Raw genomic sequence first — 18,545 nt, 5'->3', positions numbered from 1 at the left:
GCAGGTTAGAATTCCCAACCTGCTTTTATAATAAATACATTATCATATTATCTTCTATGTAAAAACCTTGATTGAGTTTTACATTCAAAGCTTCGACTATAGAAATAATGGTCACTTTTTTGTCTCCATTGAGACATATCTTCCAAAAATCTATTGCATTTTGAAAGTGCATAATATTCGGAAGAATACCTATATTGATAGGAGACAAAGAATTCAAAATTTCAGATGTTTTAGATACTTTTTTAAATTCATCCTCTATTATAGAAGGATTTATTTTATTTATGACATTAAAAAACTGGGTTGTAATATCTCTTTCAATAATTAAAACATTTCCATTGCTCTGAGTAACTATTTTTTTTGCTTTCATAATTAGTTCTTCTTGATTTTCCATTTCATGAAGACCTATTGAAAATATCACAAGATCAAATTGCCTTTCTCCTGGACTGAAATCCTCAAAACTCTTAGTCATAAATGCTGCTTTTGGAGCAACTTTTTTGGCTATTTCAATAGATTTTGTATTTGGATCAATTCCAAGTACAAAATTATCACCAGTGAGAAGTGATCTTGTTAGATGTCCACTTCCACATGCTACTTCTAAAATTTTCTTTTTTCGAAGACTGACAAATGACTGAATTATCATTTGTCTTTTAGAAACGATGAAATCAATCATTTTATCCTCCTTGATTGTAATAGAATAATATAACAGAATATTAGCATTAAAGCAACATTGAATATATAAATATACTCGTCTCGCCTAACGGCAAAGCCAAGGCGGACTAATTTATACCAATAATACTAATGTCATTTGTATAATTGGTATATCATTTGTACCTGCCTGCCCTGCCTACCGGCAGGCAGGCGGGCAGGCAGGTATTGGCATTGTATTTATTTGTATACTTGATTTTAATTCTAAAAAATGAGAGAATATAGCTACTATTTTTAATTAAAAACATAAAAAAATAAAATCTATGACAGATGTAAAGAAATATATCTATTCTTTTGAAGAAGGAAATAAGGACATGAAAGAAATTCTTGGTGGAAAAGGTGCAAACCTAGCTGAAATGTCAACACTCGGCATAAATGTTCCTCCTGGATTTACAATCACAACAGAAGTTTGTGATTTGTATTATAAAAGCAATAAAACAATCACTCAAGAAGTAAGAAGTGAAATTTTAAGGTATTTAGATGAGCTTCAGAAAAAAATGGGAAAAACATTGGGTGATGATATTGATCCACTTTTGGTTTCTGTGAGATCTGGTGCTGCTTCTTCTATGCCTGGAATGATGGATACAATTCTAAATTTAGGATTAAATGATAAATCAGTAATTGGTCTTTCTAACAAGTCAAACAATCCTAGATTCGCATGGGATTCTTATAGACGTCTTATACAAATGTTTGGAGACGTTGTGATGGAAGTAGAACACTCTGAATTTGAACATATTTTGGAAAATGTAAAAGATACAAAAGGTGCTAAATATGATACAGACCTTACAACAGAAGATTTACAAGAAATAACAAAAAGATACAAAGAAAAAATAAAAGGAATAAAAGGAATAGAATTTCCACAAGATCCTATTGAACAATTGTTTTTGGCAATAAATGCAGTATTTAGTTCTTGGAATAATAATAGAGCTATTCGTTATCGTGAACTAAATAGTATAAGAGGATTGATTGGAACTGCAGTAAATATTCAAAGTATGGTATTTGGAAATCTTGGAGAAGATAGTGGTACAGGAGTGTGTTTTACAAGAAATCCTTCCACAGGTGAAGCAAAATTTTATGGTGAATACTTAATGAATGCTCAAGGAGAAGATGTTGTAGCAGGAATTAGAACTCCAATGCCAGTTTCAGAGTTAGAAACTCAAAATCCAGAAATTTACAAAGAGCTTGTTGATACCTGTGATAAAGTTGAAAAACATTACAAAGACATGCAGGATATGGAATTTACCATTCAAAATAATAAATTATATATTTTGCAAGCTAGAAATGGAAAACGTACTGGAGCAGCAGCAATAAGAATTGCTGTTGAATTGGTTGAAGAAAAACTCATTACAAAAGAAGAAGCAATACTTCGAGTTGATCCAAATCAATTAAATCAATTGTTACATAAACAATTAGACCCAATAGCTTTGCAAAATGCAGAAGAAATTGCTCAAGGTTTGCCAGCATCTCCTGGTGCTGCTGTTGGTGAAGTTGTATTTACTGCAATAGAAGCATTTGAAAAAACAAATAGCGGATTAGATGTAATTTTGGTAAGAACAGAAACTTCGCCTGAAGATATTGATGGAATGCATAGCGCAAAAGGAATTCTTACAGCTCGAGGTGGAATGACTAGTCATGCTGCAGTTGTAGCTCGTGGTATGGGAAAATGTTGTGTAGCAGGATGCAGTGACTTGTCAATTGATGAAAAAGCAAAAACACTTACAATAAAAAGCAAAAATATAATTTTGAAAGAAGGGGATTTTATTTCACTAGATGGATCAGTTGGAAAAGTCTACTTGAATAAAGTAGGAACTCAAGATCCAGAATTGTCCGGAACTTTTGGAACCCTTATGAGTTGGGCTGATGAATTTAGAAAATTAGATGTAAGAGCAAATGCTGATACTCCACATGATGCTTCAATTGCTATAAAATTTGGAGCAAAAGGAATAGGACTTTGCAGAACAGAACATATGTTTTTTGAAGGTGATAGAATAAAAGCTGTAAGAGAAATGATTTTGTCAGATAATCTAGAGGCAAGAGAAAAAGCACTTGCAAAATTATTACCATATCAAAAACAAGATTTTATTGGATTATTTCATGAAATGGATGAGTATGATACTACAATTAGATTACTTGATCCACCGCTTCATGAATTTTTACCAAGAGAAGAAAAAGATATTGCAGAATTAGCTGGAGAGATGAATGTTGATATCGCAACTATAAAATCAAAAATTGATGATTTGCATGAATTCAATCCAATGCTTGGTCATCGTGGATGTAGATTGGCAATAACATTTCCTGAGATTTGTGATATGCAAACAAGAGCTATTATAGAAGCAGCAATAGAAGTTGCTACAAAATGTCCAAAATGTGGTGCTAAACATGATGTAAAGCCAGAAATTATGATTCCACTTGTTGCAACTACAAAAGAATTTTCTATTTTGAAAGATAGGATTGTAAATATTGTTGAAAATAAGCTAAAAGAAGCTGGAATTGAAATTGAGTACAAAGTTGGAACAATGATAGAAGTTCCTCGTGCAGCATTAGTAGCAGATAAGATTGTTGAAGCTGGTGCTGAATTTTTCTCATTTGGTACAAATGATTTGACTCAAATGGGTGCAGGACTTTCTCGTGACGATGCTGGAAAATTCTTGAAAGAATATGTAAATCAAGGAATATTTGAAGATGATCCATTTGAAGTACTTGATCAAGAAGGTATTGGCGAGCTAATAAAAATTGCAGTAGAAAAAGGTAGAAGCGCAAACAAAGATTTGAAGATTGGAATTTGCGGAGAGCACGGTGGCGAGCCAAAATCAGTTGAATTCTGTCACAGAAATGGATTTAATTATGTATCTTGTTCACCATTTAGAGTGCCAATTGCTCGTCTTGCAGCAGCTCAAGCAGCAGTAAGAGACTTATTGAAGAAATAAATATAAATATTGTATTTTAAAATAAAAGTTGTAAGATAATAAAAGGGTCGCAGAAGCGACTTTTTTATTTTATAAAAACATATAAAGAAAGTGATTTTTATGAAAAATAATAATTATGCATTTATAGATAGTCAAAATCTTCATTTGGGGATATTAAATGATATTTACAAAAATAATATAAAAATATATTCGGGTTGGAAACTTGACTATAGACGTTTTAGAACTTACTTAAAGGATAAATATAATATTCAAAAAGCCTTTTTATTTATAGGATACAAACCTGGTAATCAAATACTATATACACAACTACAAGAATCTGGATATATTTGTATTTTCAAGCCCACTCTAGAATTAAAAAATGGAATTGTTAAAGGAAATGTTGATGCTGAATTGGTATTACATGCAATAATAGAGTTTAATAATTACAACAAAGCTTTAATTATTTCTGGTGATGGTGATTTTCATTGTCTTGTTGAATATTTAATTAATAAAAATAAATTAAAAAAAGTATTAATCCCAAATAAATTTAGTTATTCTTGTCTATTAGATAAATTGAGTACTCCTCAAAATAATATTTTAGATTTTATTAATGATTTGAGAAATAAACTTGAATATAAAGAAAAAAGCTCTCGTCGGGACTAACCCCTTAGAGAACTTAATTCATCGTAATGATAAATTCATTATATTATATATATAAAATAAGTCAATAGATAATAAAAAAACTATTTAATTTGTTACAAGTAGTTTTTTTGTTTTACTTTTTAATAATAAGGTGAGAAAATATAAGGGAAGTTATAAAGTTCTAAGTATAAAGTTGAAAGTTATAGAATATAAAATATATAATTTAAATTAATATGGATTACGGATCAGTAAGTTCAATAATTATAAGAAATATTGATAATAAGATTTTTATTGCAAAACGTAGTAAAAACAAAGAGTTTTCTCCTGAATTATGGGAAACTGTTGGAGGTCATATTGAAGAAAACGAAAATCCAGAACAAGCACTTAAAAGAGAAATAAAAGAAGAATTGAATTGTGAAATAGAAATATTGGAATTTTTCAAAACTTATCATTTCAACAACAGATTTTTTAAAACATTTATAGTAAAATTTAAATCGAAACCAATTCCAAACAAAGAAGATTTTGATGATTTTGGTTGGTTTGATGAGGAAGAAATAAATAAATTGGACTTTGCAATAGATTGCAAAGAAAGAATAATAGAATATTTTAGTAGTAAATAAAAAATATGAGTAAAACATTTAAAACATTGTTAATGATAATTCCCATAATATTTATATTTTTTATGCTACGATTTTATTTTAATCTTAATTATTTACAATCTTATTTATTTTTAATTCCATTTTTATTAATTTTTGCAATTTTTTATAATATTAAACATAAAAATTCGCTCTTCATATTTTTTAGAGCACTATTAATAATATTATCCCCACTATTTTTATTAATGGTGTTTCTTTTTATGAATTTTTTTATGAGAGATATTAAAATATTTATAGAAATAACTATAACAATAAGATATTTTATAGTTATATTTTTATATTTAATTATTCTTGGTCTTTATCTAAAAAAGAAATTTTGGGTTTTATTTTATATAAATTTAGCAATATGTCTTTATTGGGGATATACTACATTTATTAATATCAAACTTTGTAGTGAAAGCTCTAATTGTATATACGGTGGATATATATTATATCCAATGATTTTGCTATTTGGAATGATGCTTATTTTTATGATATCTATAATTTTAGAAATTATTTATAAAAAGGAACAAGACAAACTAAATCCTCAACAAGTAATTAATAATCAAAATAATCAACAATAATTATGATAAATTGTGAATTTGAAGATGGAAATAAAACAAGTTTACGCCATGTAACTGTAAATGCAATTGTTGTGCGCGATAATAAAGTTTTAATGGGTAAAAGAGGGCCTGTTAGTGTTTTAGAAATTGGAAAATGGGGATTACCAGGAGGGTTTATGGAAAGAGATGAAACGTTAAAACAAACTATTAAAAGAGAAACACAAGAAGAAACTGGCTGGATAATAAAAAATTTAGAACTTCTTACAATAATTGATAACCCTAATAGACCAGCGGAGGATAGACAGAATCTTAGTTTTGTATATATTGCTCAAGCTGATAAGAAAGTTTCTGAAATTGATGGAGAAAATTTAGAAATACGATGGTTTGATCTGGATAGTTTACCAGAAAAAGAATTAATCGCTTTTGATTTTTATGAAAATTTACAATTATACAAAAAATATCTAAAAGAAAAGTTTACTTTGCCAATTTTAGAAAATAAATAATTTGTTTGACAAAAAAAATTATTGTTTTATTATAAATATATAATTAATAAGTAAAAAAATATGCCAAATTTTGAACAAATTCCAACGCCAAATACAAGTGAAGAAGATAGTGATATTAGAGAAAGAATTAAATTATTCTATTCAATTGACAATGAAAATGCTCTCTCAGAACAAGTAGAAGCATATAAAAAAATTATGCAACTTCCTGAAGATGCGAAACTTTTTGCCGAAAAAATGATAGGACCTAGATACGAAGATCTTTCTCCTATTGATGCTTTAAAAGCAGCTTTAGAAAATATGAAAAAGGCATCATAATATATACTTTAAATAATTAAAAAATATGAATAAACAAAAAATATGAATTTTGAAAACCCAACAATAAATTCAAATGAAGATGATGATGGAAAACAAGAAGATGAGGTAGAAATACCTAAAAAAGATGAATCAAGATACGAAACCTTATTAAGGGTTTATAGTGAAAATAATATAGACAAAGATACAGTAGATGAACTTAAAAAATTACCAGATGATTTAAAACTCGTTGCTGAAAAACATTTTAATAGAGATGATTATGATATGAAAACCATATTAGAAATAGTTAGAGCTCAACAGGAAATTGATAATTTACCAGAAGATTTAAGAAATTCCATTAATAGTTCAGCAATAGATCAAAATCCATTGTTAGCTTTAACTGAGTTTAAAGCAGACCAAGAGGCTGATAAAATACCTGATGAATTCAAAGATTTAAGACATAAAATAAAGATAATAGATTTTTTTCATGCTCACGTAGTTGAACTTCAGCATATTGCTGAAACATTAAAAGGTATTAATGATCTTCCTCCAAAATTAAGAAATTTTGCCTACACTAATCTACAAAATTCAAAAGACAGATCTCTTGAATTTGAATTAAAAGAAGCCATTGCTTTTGGTGAAATAGATAAATTACCAGAAGATTTAAAATCTATTGCTAATGAATATAAAGAACAATACAAATCTTATAATTCTGCATTGAAATCTACAATTGCAAGAGATAAAATTAATAAATTACCAGAAAATCTCAGGGTTATTGCTGAAAAATATTTAAACACAGAACACGTGGTTGGTTATTATAAAGATGATACTGAAAAATATAAGCCAGAAGAAGCTTTAGAACTTGCATTATTGCAAAATACAAAAAATTAAAGGAAAACTTATTTTAAATAACAAAATTCTGTGTTAATTCACAGTTTTTTGTTTTATTAATTGATATTAAATTTATAAAAATAATAGCAGACCGTTTCCGGTCTGCTATATACTTAATAATGTCCATTTATTATGAAATTAGATACATATTCATTACCTCTTTCAAACAAAATGGTTTTTCACCTGCATAAACTGATGTAGCTTCTTTTATTGCTAATACTACAATACTTTTAAATAATTGATCAGGTTTTGTCTCGTGAAGCTCTCTAATACAGAAATCTTCCACATTTTTAAACTCAATCGTAGTTCTTAAGACGCATAACTCATATTTTGTGTTCATGACACATTTTTGAGCTCTTGAAACTTTTTCAATTTCCAAGTTTTCTGCTCTTTCTTTGAATGGATCGTAGTTATGAATTTTAAATAATTGAGACTTCAGACTTTCCTCAATTATCAAAATTTTGCCGTTTGGATTGAGTAGATGTTTTGATTTTATCAGAGCTTCTTCAAGGCTTATTCCTTGTAATTCATGAAAGCTCTTGTAGAATACAATAAGATCAAAACTATATCCATGAGTCATGTGTTGTAAGCCACATGCTCTAAATTGAGCGTTTCTTGGAAAATTACGAGTCATTATTTCTTTGATATCTTCTTCGCATGGATCTATTCCAAGCAAAAAATTATCTTCTGTTAACAAAATCTCCGTACAGTATCCCTTACCACACCCCACTTCCAATATTACCTTCTCATGAATTCCTACAAATCCATGAATCATTCTTCTCTTATGCAGTTTTTCTGTCCTGAAATCTCGACAAAATACATTCATTTTTACTCCTATATTCAATTTTAGAATTTATTATTATATAATAAAAATAATGATAAGTCAATATTTTCAAATTGATTTTGTATACACAATTTGTTAAACTAACCATATAATTAATAATACAAAAAAGATGAATAATTTTGAAAATTTAAGTCTAGATAATATTCCACCAGAAATAAAAAAACAATATGATGAACTTTCAGATGATTTAAAAAAGATTTTTGATGAATTTTTAGATCCAGATTGGGAACACACTCCAGAACAAGCCATGGAAGAAGTTCGTGCTATGCAGGAAATCAATAATCTTACAGATAATTATAAAGAAATTGCTTTGGATTATTTAAGAAAACCACATCCTGCATATAGCCCAAAAAGAGCTTTAGAGGAGATTGAAGCATTGAAAGAATTATCTTCCTTACCAGATAATTTACAAAAAGAGGCAACTAATCTTATGATGAATTCTGACCTTATGTATAAACCAACAAAAGCCCTGGAAGAGATTAGGAAAAAATTACAAAGATAATATTATTTATAAAAAAATCATCAAGTTTAACCCATCGATTTTTTATGAAACTAGTTTTATCTATATTTTCTACTATAAAATATATTCATAATACGCACTTATTGTATTAAAAAACGCCAGACCTCGCCTGACGTTTTATTTTTTATTATTAGTGTATTATATCTTTTTATAGAATTCCCTTTGTTCTTTGGGAAGTGCTATGTCACTGAACCAAGTATGATATTTTTTAATCATCTCTACTCCGAAGGTATGTTCTTTGTTTTGTTCTTCCCTGTATTTTTCATGTTCTTGAATTTTTTCAAAAACATAATCAGCGACGATTTTGTTGAATTCAATTTCTGAATTTGCTGGACCTCCTAAATACTGAAGCAGTTTTATATTGGACAAAATAAATTCCAAATCCATAAAATGAATATAATTCTTTACTAGATAATGTTTTATAAAAAACTTATCTTCATAAGATTCTATTTCTGGGAATCCATGTTGTATGCAAAAATACATTCCCATTACAAAGTTTTCTTTATGATATGATTTTTGATATTTAATCCATCTGGTTATTTTTTTTGTAAAATATCCTTTGCGGGATATTTTATTTTTAACCCTACTCAATATCCAGCCAAGAATAAAAGCTATAAAAAACCATGGAATAATTCCCCATCCCCAACTATAAATATTCAAAATATTACTCATAATAACAAAGATAAGAATCACACAATACGAAAAAACATTAAAAAATAAGCGCTCTCTGAATAATTTCCCAGCAAAGTTTATTGTCTCTAAAAGATTTGGTACCAATATTTGGTTTGTCATTATTTCCTCCCGAAAATTTAGTTTTGATTAAATAATCTAACACATTAAATTAACGTTGTCAAAAACGCATTTTTTTGTTATAATTCACATTAATTAAATTATTCATACAACCCCTATACATCAATAGGTGGTTGGTTTCGTTGTATGATATATGTCTACGATGGTAGTTTCGTTAAACGTAAGACGTCTTACGTTAACTTCTAAACTGCACAATTTAATCTAAAATTGTATCTGATTTTATTTGCGAGCTTATGAAAATTTTATTAAAATTTGAGTGTAGTCAAGCGTAAAAAAACTTCAAGTTACCGATAGGTAACATTTGAAGTTTTAGCTTGACGAAATGATAAATTTAAAAATTTTTATGTGCTCGCGACTTTTAGGCTACACCCTTTTCTAGAAAAGGGTGGAATAGAAAAAAACTACAAAAAATAAAAAATATAAAACGTATAGTTTTATGAATCGTAATAATGTTACCGAAAATAAATATGGCAAAACTATTTAAATTAAAATCTTCATTTAAGCCAGCTGGCGATCAACCAGAGGCAATTATGAAACTCAAAAAGGGACTTGAGAAAGGTTTTGATTTTGAAACACTTATGGGTGTCACAGGATCTGGTAAAACATTTACAGTCGCAAATATTATCTCTGGTATTGATAAACCCGTTCTTGTAATTGCACCAAACAAATCATTAGCAGCACAATTATACAGAGAATATAAAAACTTTTTCCCTGAAAACGCAGTTCATTATTTTGTTTCTTATTATGATTATTATCAACCAGAAGCATATTTGCCAATTACTGATACCTATATTGATAAAGAAGCAATGATAAATCAGGAGATTGATAAACTTCGCCATGGTGCTACAACTGCATTATCAACAAGGCGAGATGTAATAGTTGTTGCATCTGTTTCATGTATTTATAATTTAGGAGTTCCGGAAAATTATCAAGAATCATCAATTCATTTAGAAAAAGATCAAGAAATTGTAAGAGCTGATTTAATAACACAATTTGTAAGAATTCAATTTGAAAGAACGAGCGGAGTTTTGACTCGTGGACAATTTAGAATAAGAGGTGATGTGTTTGAATTAAAACCAATGGACCAAGATATTACTTATAGAATTGAATTAAAAGATCAAAAAATAGAAAGTATTGATGTTGTAGATAATGTTACCCAAAATATTTTAGAAAATTTAAGAGAGATATTAATTTTTCCTCCGAAGCATTTTATATCAAACGCACCTCAGATAAAAATTGCTTTGAAAAATATAAAAGCAGAATTGAAAGAAAGATTATCTTATTTTAAAAAAAATAAATTGTATTTAGAAGCTGAAAGATTAGAGAGACGTACTAAATATGATATGGAAATGATTAGATCAATTGGATATTGTCATGGAATAGAAAATTACTCAAGACATTTGTCAGGAAAATTAGCCGGAGAATCACCCGACTCATTACTCGCATATTTTCCTGTAAAAAATGGCAAACCAGATTTTTTAACAATTATAGATGAATCACATATTGCAGTTCCACAAATTGGTGGAATGTATGAAGGTGATAGAAGTAGAAAACAAGCGCTTGTAAAATATGGTTGGAGATTGCCATCTGCACTTGATAATAGACCACTGAGATTTGAAGAATTTAAAAAAAGAATTGGGCAAGTAATTTTTACAACTGCAACTCCTGGAAAGTTCGAATATGAGCATTCTAAGGCCATTGTAGAGCAAATTATACGTCCTACAGGCCTCATTGACCCAGAAGTGGAAATTAGACCAGTGTTCGATAAAAAAACCAACAGAAGCCAAATAAATGACATAATGGATGAGATTGAAAGACTTGCAAAAATACATGAGAGAGTAATTGTAAATACTTTAACAAAAAAACAAGCTGAGGATTTGCATGCGTATTTAACTGAACATAAATTTAGATCTAATTATGTACACTCTGATGTAAAAACTTTTGAAAGAAATGAAATACTAAAAAACTTTCGTCTTGGAAAATTTGATGTTTTGATCGGTGTAAATTTACTTCGTGAAGGATTGGATTTACCAGAAGTAACTCTTGTTGCAATACTTGATGCTGATCGTGAAGGATTTTTAAGAAGTGAGACATCGCTTATGCAAACAATGGGTCGTGCAGCGCGAAATGTAAAAGGAAAAATAATTCTTTATGCTGATAAAACAACTGACTCAATGAAAAAGGCAATAAAAGAAGTAGAAAGACGTAGAAAAAAGCAAATTGAATATAATAAAAAGAATAACATTGTTCCAAAAACTATAATAAAGGATATAGAAGATTTCTTGGATATTGCCAATAATAACGAGTAAATATAATACTAATATACAAATTTATACCAATAATACGAATGTCATTTGTATAATTGGTATGTCATTTGTATATTGGCATAAAAAAATTAGTATATGGAAGAAAAAATAATTATACATGGTGCGAGAATGCATAATCTAAAAAACATAGATTTAGAAATTCCGCACAACAAATTAACAGTAATAACAGGACTTTCTGGAAGTGGGAAATCGTCTCTTGCTTTTGATACAATTTTTGCTGAAGGTCAGCGTCAATATGTTGAGTCACTTTCACCATACATGAGACAATTTTTGGGACAAAAAAAACCCGCTGATGTTGATGAAATAATTGGACTTGCTCCATCAATTTCTATTGACCAAAAAGCTCTATCACATAATCCAAGGTCTACAGTTGGAACACTTACTGATATTTATGATTACTTAAGAATTCTTTATGCGAGAGTTGGTGAAGTATTTTGTCCACTTTGCGGAACAAAAATAGAAAAATTATCTCTTGAGGAAATGATAGATATTATTATTTCTAAAAAAGTAGGTGATAAGGACTTTGCAGTAATACTTTCACCAATTGTCATGGACAGAAAAGGTGAATATTATCAAATGCTTTATGATTATCTAAAACTTGGCTATGGAGAAGTTAGAGTTGATGGAAAAATGCATTCACTTCGAGAAAAAATTGTATTAGACCCAAAGAAAAAGCACAGCATTGATTTGGTAGTTGATAAGGTAATGCTAACTGATGAAACGAGATTATTTGAAGCAGTAGAAAGTTCACTAGCATATAGTAAAGGTCTTGTAGTTGTTCAAATAAACAAAGAAGAATTTTTATTATCGTCAAACTGGACTTGTCCAAATGATAGTTTTTCATTTCCAGAAGTAGAGCCAAGATTATTTTCATTTAATTCTCCTCATGGTGCATGTGAAAAATGTTCTGGTTTGGGAAAAATTGGTTTCAAAGGAAAAGTATGTGACAAATGTAATGGTAGAAGATTACGTGATGAAGCATTGTCAGTAAAAATAAACAAAAAGAATATTGCAGAAGTTTGTGATTTGTCTATTGATAAGGCAATTGAATTTTTCAAACACTTCCAAGACAAAATGACAAAGCGACAAAAGGCAATTGCTGATTTGGTAATTAATCAAATTATAAATAGATATGAGTTTTTATCAAAAGTTGGATTGAATTATTTATCACTTAGTCGTGAAGCAGAAACATTGTCAGGTGGAGAAGCACAACGTATAAGATTATCATCACAGATTGGATCTCAACTTTCTCGAACACTATATGTTTTAGATGAGCCAACAATTGGACTCCATGAAAGAGACACTGACAGATTAATTGAAACTCTAAAAGCATTACGCGATAAAAATAATACTGTAATAATTGTTGAGCACGACGAAAGAACTATTCTTGAATCAGATTATTTAGTAGATCTTGGACCTCTTGCTGGAGTTCACGGAGGGGAAGTCATGGCAATTGGAAATACTTTAGAATTACTTGATCCGACTTCGCCTTCGGCTACGTCGCGATCAAAATTCCAAAAATCTTTGACTTTGCAATATTTAAGAGGACAGAGAAAAATCGAAGTTCCTGCACACCGACGTGAGAAAAATAAAGGAGCTATAAAAATTATAGGTGCAAAAGCAAATAATCTAAAAGGAGTAAATGTAGAAATTCCTCTTGGCCGTATGGTTAGTATTACTGGAGTTTCAGGAAGTGGAAAATCATCTCTTATATATGATGTGTTATACAAAAATGTTTCAAAGATTATGAGTAGACCCGCAAAACCAAATTTAGAAAATGTAAAAGAAATAAAAGGATTAGAATATGTTGATAAATTAGTAATTATAAATCAATCACCAATTGGTCGAACTCCACGATCAAATCCAGCAACATATACTGGAATATTTTCACCAATTAGAGAATTTTTTGCAGAACTTCCAGAATCACGTGAAAGAGCATATACATTATCTCGTTTTTCATTCAATCGAGCAGGTGGAAGATGTGAAGCGTGTTCTGGAGCAGGATTTAACCTTATTGAAATGCATTTTTTACCACCAGTACTTGTGGAGTGTGAAGTATGTCATGGCAAAAGATTTAACAGAGAAACATTACAAGTAAAATACAAAAATCATAGTATTGCTGATGTGCTAGACCTCACAATTGATGAGGCATACAAACTTTTTGACGGAAATTACTTTATAACTGATAAATTAAAAGTTCTAATAGAAGTTGGACTTGGATATTTGAAGCTGGGACAATCAGCAACAACTCTTTCAGGTGGAGAAGCTCAGCGCATAAAACTCGCAAAAGAGCTTACAAACACACTTGGAAAACGCACATTGTATTTGTTGGATGAGCCCACAACAGGACTTCATTATCATGATATTGAATTGTTGCTCCACGTGTTAAACAAACTTGTAGAACGTGGAAACACAATTCTGATTATTGAGCATAATTTGCATGTTATAAAATCAATGGATTATATAATTGACTTGGGTCCTGATGGTGGAGAAAATGGTGGTCGTGTAATTGCTTATGGAACACCTGAAGATATTGTTAGAAATGAAAAAAGTGTGACTGGGGAATATTTGAAGAGTTATTTGAAGAAATAGGTAAATTAGAATATTATAAAGATTAGTATTAGATAAAATATGAATTAGTAAATATATGCAAATAAAAAGTAGAGAAAAATTTATAAAAAATGTTGTAGATATTATAGAAAAAAATTATGATAATATCCAAAATGAATCATTTATTTTTGGCATTTCTGGTAAATGGGGAGAAGGCAAGACAACATTTTTAGATAGTTTATCAAATGAATTAAAAATAAAAGGTTATGAATCCTTATTTGATTCAAAAATATATAATTATTTAAATATTGGTAATTACAAATATTGGATAATTGATAATATATTAAATAAAGCTAAAATTTAAAATAAGCCCACATGAAAACTAAAAAACTATTATATTTAATTCCATTAATACTATTCGGTATTTTTGTGTTTTTTTATGGCCTCGCCTTCGCCAAGGCTTCGGCGTAGCCCTGGGATTTGACTTTTTAGATACTTTCGTATATAATCGTATATAGTTAAATATATATGATTAAAACATTAAAAATATGGAAAAAGATAGATTTTACGATAGAATTAAATTAAATCAAGAAATACTAGGTAAAATAACTAAAATAGATGAATTTAAGGGTCTTTGGCGTGGAAGTTTGAAACTTAATCCACAAATTTTAGGTCGCCTGAAATCTTCTGTTATTATAACTTCCACTGGTGCTTCTACTCGTATTGAAGGATCAAAAATGACAGATGAAGAAGTGGCTAGATTGCTTCGCGGATTAAAACTCAATCCACCTAAAAATCGTGACGAAGAAGAGGTCGCTGGTTATGCTGACTTGCTTGGTAAAATTTTTGATAATTATAATACACTTAAATTAACAGAAAATAACATACTTCAATTTCATAGTATTCTTTTGCAATTTTCAAAGAAAGATCAATCTCATTTAGGGAAATATAAAAGTTCAGAAAATACAGTAATAATGAAAAATGAAACAGGAGAAGAAATTGTTTTATTTAATCCAACAAAACCTTATTTAGTAAAACCAGAAATGGAATCAATTATTTCTTGGACAAATGAACAATTTGATAAAAAAGAATTACATCCAATTTTGATTATTGCAAATTTTATATTTGAATTTTTAGCTATCCATCCTTTTCTTGATGGAAATGGTCGTTTAAGCAGAGCTCTTACAAATTTACTTTTACTTCGTAATAATTATGCATATGTTCCATATATTTCTATTGATGAAATAATAGAAGATAATAAAGATGATTATTATCTTTCACTTAGAGCTACTCAAAAAAACCATAAAACAAAGAATGAGGATATTACTCCATGGTTAAGTTTTTTTCTTGATAAATTATTCATACAAGCAGAAAAAGCAAAAGAATTAATGAACTTACAACAACCAGAAAAACTTTTGTCAGGAAAACAAGAGATAGTTTTTGAATTATTAAAAAATGGAGAAACTTTGAGTGTTTCAGAAATTAATGAAAAATTAAATAATTATATTCCACTAGTTACTATCAAACAAGCACTTAGAAAATTATTAACACTTAGATTAGTTGAAAGAATTGGTCAGGGAAGAAGCACAAGATATAAAATTATAAAATAATGTTGTTGTAAAATAAATTCTTAACAAACCTATATGAAAAATAATCCCGCGAAGCGGGATTTCGGAACAATTATAAATTATATTGAGGCGGGAATAATTTATGTTTAGAGATAAGAAAAAGAAAAATTATATGAAACTCAAAAAACTATTATATTTAATTCCATTAATACTGTTCGGTATTTTTATATTTGTTTATGGCGGATATGATGATAGTCCCGGCGCACAAGGATTGGGATTATTGTTCGTGATTTTTGGGGTTGTAAAAATAATTAAAAAACAGAAAAATAAATAAATTATTTGTTATTATTTCTGTCGCAATCCCAATTTATTGGATTGTTTTTTATATATTGTCGAATTCTATATAATGATTGTTCATTTCTGATTATGTATTCGTAATATGATTTTTGCCAACGAAAATATATTGCGTGATTTACCAAATTGATTTTTTTGGATGATTGCATTTTGAACCGTCCAATTATTTTTGATAATAACATTTTACGTCGTTGTTTTGTGTTGTGTTTGCATTTGGACGATTCACGTCGGACCCGTTGGGATGGTTCGCGTAGAGACGATTCATGAATCGTCTCTACAAATGCGTCGCGAACCATCCCAACGCGAACCGCATCTTTGATTTGTATTATCCCATGGAAATGATTCGGCATTATTACATATGAATCCACAATACAATTTTTATAATGATTTGGTAAATCACGACAACAATATTTCACAATATACCCATATATATTTAAAACCATTTTTCCATCAATGATTTCACCAAATATATTTTCTCTATCTTTTATACAAATGGTAATAAAATAAAAACCAGGATCAGAATAATCCCAATTTTTTAATCGAATTGATTCAATTCTATATTTATTTTTGAATAATAAGGCTTTATTTTTGTTCATAATCGCTTTTCAAATGATTATGTATATATCTTATTATTTCTAATTTATATGTCAATATATCCTGTGAGATAATATCATCTCACAGGATATAGTCAAAATTAGCTATTTATTATAATATTAATTCATGACAAAATTAAAAGATAAAATTAAAAAATTTCCTAAATCTAGCGGGGTATATTTTTTTATAGATAAAAATAAACACATTCTTTATGTTGGTCGTGCAACAAGTTTGAAAAACAGAGTTTCACAATACTTTCAAAAAAATATTGATATAAGAATTGCTGAAATGGTATCACTCGCATATGATATTAAATATATTGAAACAGATAATTTACTTGAAGCAATTATATTAGAAGCAAAAAATATCAAAAAATATTGGCCAAAATATAATATAAAAGACAAAGACAATAGATCTTTTATCTACATTGCAATTGATAAAAATAGTGATTTTCCAAAAGTTAAATTAATAAGAGAACGTGAATTGCACAAATTTCCTGTAAATAAATTTGCAGTATTTGGCCCTTATCAATCACTTTATCTTATTCAAAATGCACTAAAAATTATAAGACGAATATTTCCATATAGCACATGTGTTCCAAATAATGGAAAACCTTGTTTTGATTATCAAATTGGATTATGTCCAGGAACTTGTATTTCAGAAATATCAAAAAAAGATTACAAAAAGAATATTTCTAATATTATTTTGTTTCTGTCCGGAGAAAAAAAACGATTATTAAAAAAATTAATGGAAGAATCTCCTGAGAAAGCAAAATTTTTAAAACATATCCAAGATGTATCACTTCTTACAAACGAAGATGATATAAATGAGAAAATAAATAGAATAGAGGGCTATGATATTTCACATTTTGGAGGTCATGAATCATATGGATCAATGGTTGTTTTTGAAAATGGTGAGGCAAACAAAAATGAATACAGATTATTTAAAATAAAAACTGCACCAGCAGGGGATGATGAAAGAGCACTTGAAGAAGTAATTTCAAGAAGATTAAATCATAATGAATGGCAAAGACCCGATTTGATAATGATAGACGGTGGAAAACCACAAGTTGATTACATTTCTAAATTATTCAGGAAAATAAATATAAATATTCCAATTGTAGGAATTTCTAAATATGATAATGATAGGTTGGTATATGGAACAGGAATGAGTAAAAGTATCAAGGACTTGTGTGAGAATATTAAACCAACACTTCTAAAAACTCGTGAAGAAGCACATAGATTTGCAAATAGGGGAAGGAAGAGGAGTTTTGGAAAGAGAAGATAAAAAGGAGCGCGAAGCTCCTTTTGTAAATTACAAAGTCTATTATTGAAACACCTGTTTCAGTATTTCATATTGATTTTGAAACCGTTTTTTAACCTTATCAAAGAATTCTTTATTAAGACTATCTCCTATATAAGCATCTAATCCCGGAACAAAAAGAAAGTAATTTTCCCATACATATCCATCGCTTGGTACGTATTTTAGTTTTATAGGACGATTAATAATCTTATAAAGTTGACAAAGGAGTTGAAAGCTTTCTTCTTCTTACAGTTTCATGCACCAAAGAAATTCCAACATAATTTTTTCCACTACCTGTAAATGTAAGTAGTGTATATCCTTTGCAAACATAATCTTCTATTTGCTTTATAGTAAGAATTTTCATTTTTCCTCCATATATTCGATATATTGTAATACTTTTTTAATAAATTGCAATACAATGTACAGTTAACACTAATAGGTAACACTTGGTATACTTAGGGGTAACACTGTTAACTAATAAACAAATATATGCCTTTAAAACCAAGTTATCCAAAAGAAAAGCGAGTTTTATGGTATTTA

Annotated in this window: 19 protein-coding genes; 14 read left to right on the top strand and 5 right to left on the bottom strand. The window is 28.8% G+C overall.

From position 1 onward, the window contains the following. Positions 1–25: 25 nt before the first annotated feature. Positions 26–670 carry a class I SAM-dependent methyltransferase gene (locus PHZ07_02360; GenBank protein MDD3284415.1) on the bottom strand — a complete coding sequence of 215 codons (645 nt, stop codon included), beginning with the start codon at positions 668–670 and terminating at the stop codon, positions 26–28. A gap of 298 nt (positions 671–968) precedes the next feature. Here PHZ07_02360 and ppdK point away from each other — a divergent pair, with 298 nt between their 5' ends. The 7 genes from ppdK (at position 969) to PHZ07_02325 (ending at position 7,136) form a co-directional block, all read left to right on the top strand. Then, positions 969–3,632, top strand: coding sequence for a pyruvate, phosphate dikinase (gene ppdK, locus PHZ07_02355; protein ID MDD3284414.1), 2,664 nt, complete (start codon positions 969–971; stop codon positions 3,630–3,632). A 99-nt stretch (positions 3,633–3,731) separates the two neighbouring features. Beyond that, positions 3,732–4,274 carry an NYN domain-containing protein gene (locus PHZ07_02350; GenBank protein MDD3284413.1) on the top strand — a complete coding sequence of 181 codons (543 nt, stop codon included), beginning with the start codon at positions 3,732–3,734 and terminating at the stop codon, positions 4,272–4,274. Between the two features lie 212 nt (positions 4,275–4,486). Further along, the gene (locus tag PHZ07_02345; GenBank protein MDD3284412.1) at positions 4,487–4,873 is read left to right on the top strand and encodes an NUDIX domain-containing protein; all 387 of its coding nucleotides are present in this window, start codon (positions 4,487–4,489) and stop codon (positions 4,871–4,873) included. A gap of 248 nt (positions 4,874–5,121) precedes the next feature. After that, positions 5,122–5,472 carry a hypothetical protein gene (locus tag PHZ07_02340; GenBank protein ID MDD3284411.1) on the top strand — a complete coding sequence of 117 codons (351 nt, stop codon included), beginning with the start codon at positions 5,122–5,124 and terminating at the stop codon, positions 5,470–5,472. Between the two features lie 2 nt (positions 5,473–5,474). Beyond that, positions 5,475–5,954 (top strand): NUDIX hydrolase, encoded by a 480-nt coding sequence (locus tag PHZ07_02335; GenBank protein ID MDD3284410.1) that lies wholly within the window; start codon positions 5,475–5,477, stop codon positions 5,952–5,954. Between the two features lie 60 nt (positions 5,955–6,014). Then, a complete protein-coding gene (locus PHZ07_02330; GenBank protein MDD3284409.1) occupies positions 6,015–6,269 on the top strand; it encodes a hypothetical protein in 255 nt (84 codons plus the stop codon). A gap of 42 nt (positions 6,270–6,311) precedes the next feature. Further along, positions 6,312–7,136: a hypothetical protein gene (locus PHZ07_02325; GenBank protein MDD3284408.1), complete on the top strand. Its 825-nt coding sequence runs from the start codon at positions 6,312–6,314 to the stop codon at positions 7,134–7,136. Between the two features lie 130 nt (positions 7,137–7,266). On the opposite strand, the gene PHZ07_02320 is transcribed toward PHZ07_02325, so the two are convergent. Beyond that, positions 7,267–7,962, bottom strand: a complete 696-nt coding sequence (locus tag PHZ07_02320; protein ID MDD3284407.1) for a class I SAM-dependent methyltransferase — start codon at positions 7,960–7,962, stop codon at positions 7,267–7,269. A 127-nt stretch (positions 7,963–8,089) separates the two neighbouring features. Between PHZ07_02320 and PHZ07_02315 the strand changes: the two genes are divergently transcribed. Further along, the gene (locus PHZ07_02315) at positions 8,090–8,482 is read left to right on the top strand and encodes a hypothetical protein (GenBank protein ID MDD3284406.1); all 393 of its coding nucleotides are present in this window, start codon (positions 8,090–8,092) and stop codon (positions 8,480–8,482) included. 156 nt (positions 8,483–8,638) lie between these two features. Here the strand turns inward: PHZ07_02315 and PHZ07_02310 are convergent, their stop codons facing one another. Then, a complete protein-coding gene (locus tag PHZ07_02310; protein MDD3284405.1) occupies positions 8,639–9,292 on the bottom strand; it encodes a hypothetical protein in 654 nt (217 codons plus the stop codon). A gap of 485 nt (positions 9,293–9,777) precedes the next feature. Between PHZ07_02310 and uvrB the strand changes: the two genes are divergently transcribed. The 5 genes from uvrB (at position 9,778) to PHZ07_02285 (ending at position 16,089) form a co-directional block, all read left to right on the top strand. Further along, positions 9,778–11,619 (top strand): excinuclease ABC subunit UvrB, encoded by a 1,842-nt coding sequence (uvrB, locus tag PHZ07_02305; protein ID MDD3284404.1) that lies wholly within the window; start codon positions 9,778–9,780, stop codon positions 11,617–11,619. Positions 11,620–11,712: 93 nt separating this feature from the next. After that, entirely contained in the window at positions 11,713–14,229 is a 2,517-nt protein-coding gene (uvrA, locus tag PHZ07_02300; protein MDD3284403.1) for an excinuclease ABC subunit UvrA, read from the top strand. A 55-nt stretch (positions 14,230–14,284) separates the two neighbouring features. Beyond that, positions 14,285–14,551 carry a P-loop NTPase fold protein gene (locus PHZ07_02295; GenBank protein ID MDD3284402.1) on the top strand — a complete coding sequence of 89 codons (267 nt, stop codon included), beginning with the start codon at positions 14,285–14,287 and terminating at the stop codon, positions 14,549–14,551. Between the two features lie 184 nt (positions 14,552–14,735). Beyond that, positions 14,736–15,797 (top strand): Fic family protein, encoded by a 1,062-nt coding sequence (locus PHZ07_02290; protein ID MDD3284401.1) that lies wholly within the window; start codon positions 14,736–14,738, stop codon positions 15,795–15,797. A 100-nt stretch (positions 15,798–15,897) separates the two neighbouring features. Continuing rightward, positions 15,898–16,089 (top strand): hypothetical protein, encoded by a 192-nt coding sequence (locus PHZ07_02285; GenBank protein MDD3284400.1) that lies wholly within the window; start codon positions 15,898–15,900, stop codon positions 16,087–16,089. 1 nt (position 16,090) lies between these two features. On the opposite strand, the gene PHZ07_02280 is transcribed toward PHZ07_02285, so the two are convergent. Beyond that, entirely contained in the window at positions 16,091–16,705 is a 615-nt protein-coding gene (locus tag PHZ07_02280) for a transposase (GenBank protein ID MDD3284399.1), read from the bottom strand. A gap of 124 nt (positions 16,706–16,829) precedes the next feature. On the opposite strand from PHZ07_02280, the gene PHZ07_02275 reads away from it, so the two are divergent. After that, positions 16,830–17,990: a GIY-YIG nuclease family protein gene (locus PHZ07_02275; protein MDD3284398.1), complete on the top strand. Its 1,161-nt coding sequence runs from the start codon at positions 16,830–16,832 to the stop codon at positions 17,988–17,990. 223 nt (positions 17,991–18,213) lie between these two features. On the opposite strand, the gene PHZ07_02270 is transcribed toward PHZ07_02275, so the two are convergent. Further along, positions 18,214–18,369 carry a hypothetical protein gene (locus PHZ07_02270; GenBank protein ID MDD3284397.1) on the bottom strand — a complete coding sequence of 52 codons (156 nt, stop codon included), beginning with the start codon at positions 18,367–18,369 and terminating at the stop codon, positions 18,214–18,216. Positions 18,370–18,545: the final 176 nt, after the last annotated feature.

The sequence above is a fragment of the Patescibacteria group bacterium genome, assembly GCA_028692545.1.
Lineage (GTDB): Bacteria > Patescibacteriota > Patescibacteriia > UBA1558 > S5-K13 > STD2-204.
The sequence above is the reverse complement of the archived record's forward strand: the minus strand, read 5'-3'. Positions and strand labels throughout refer to the sequence as shown.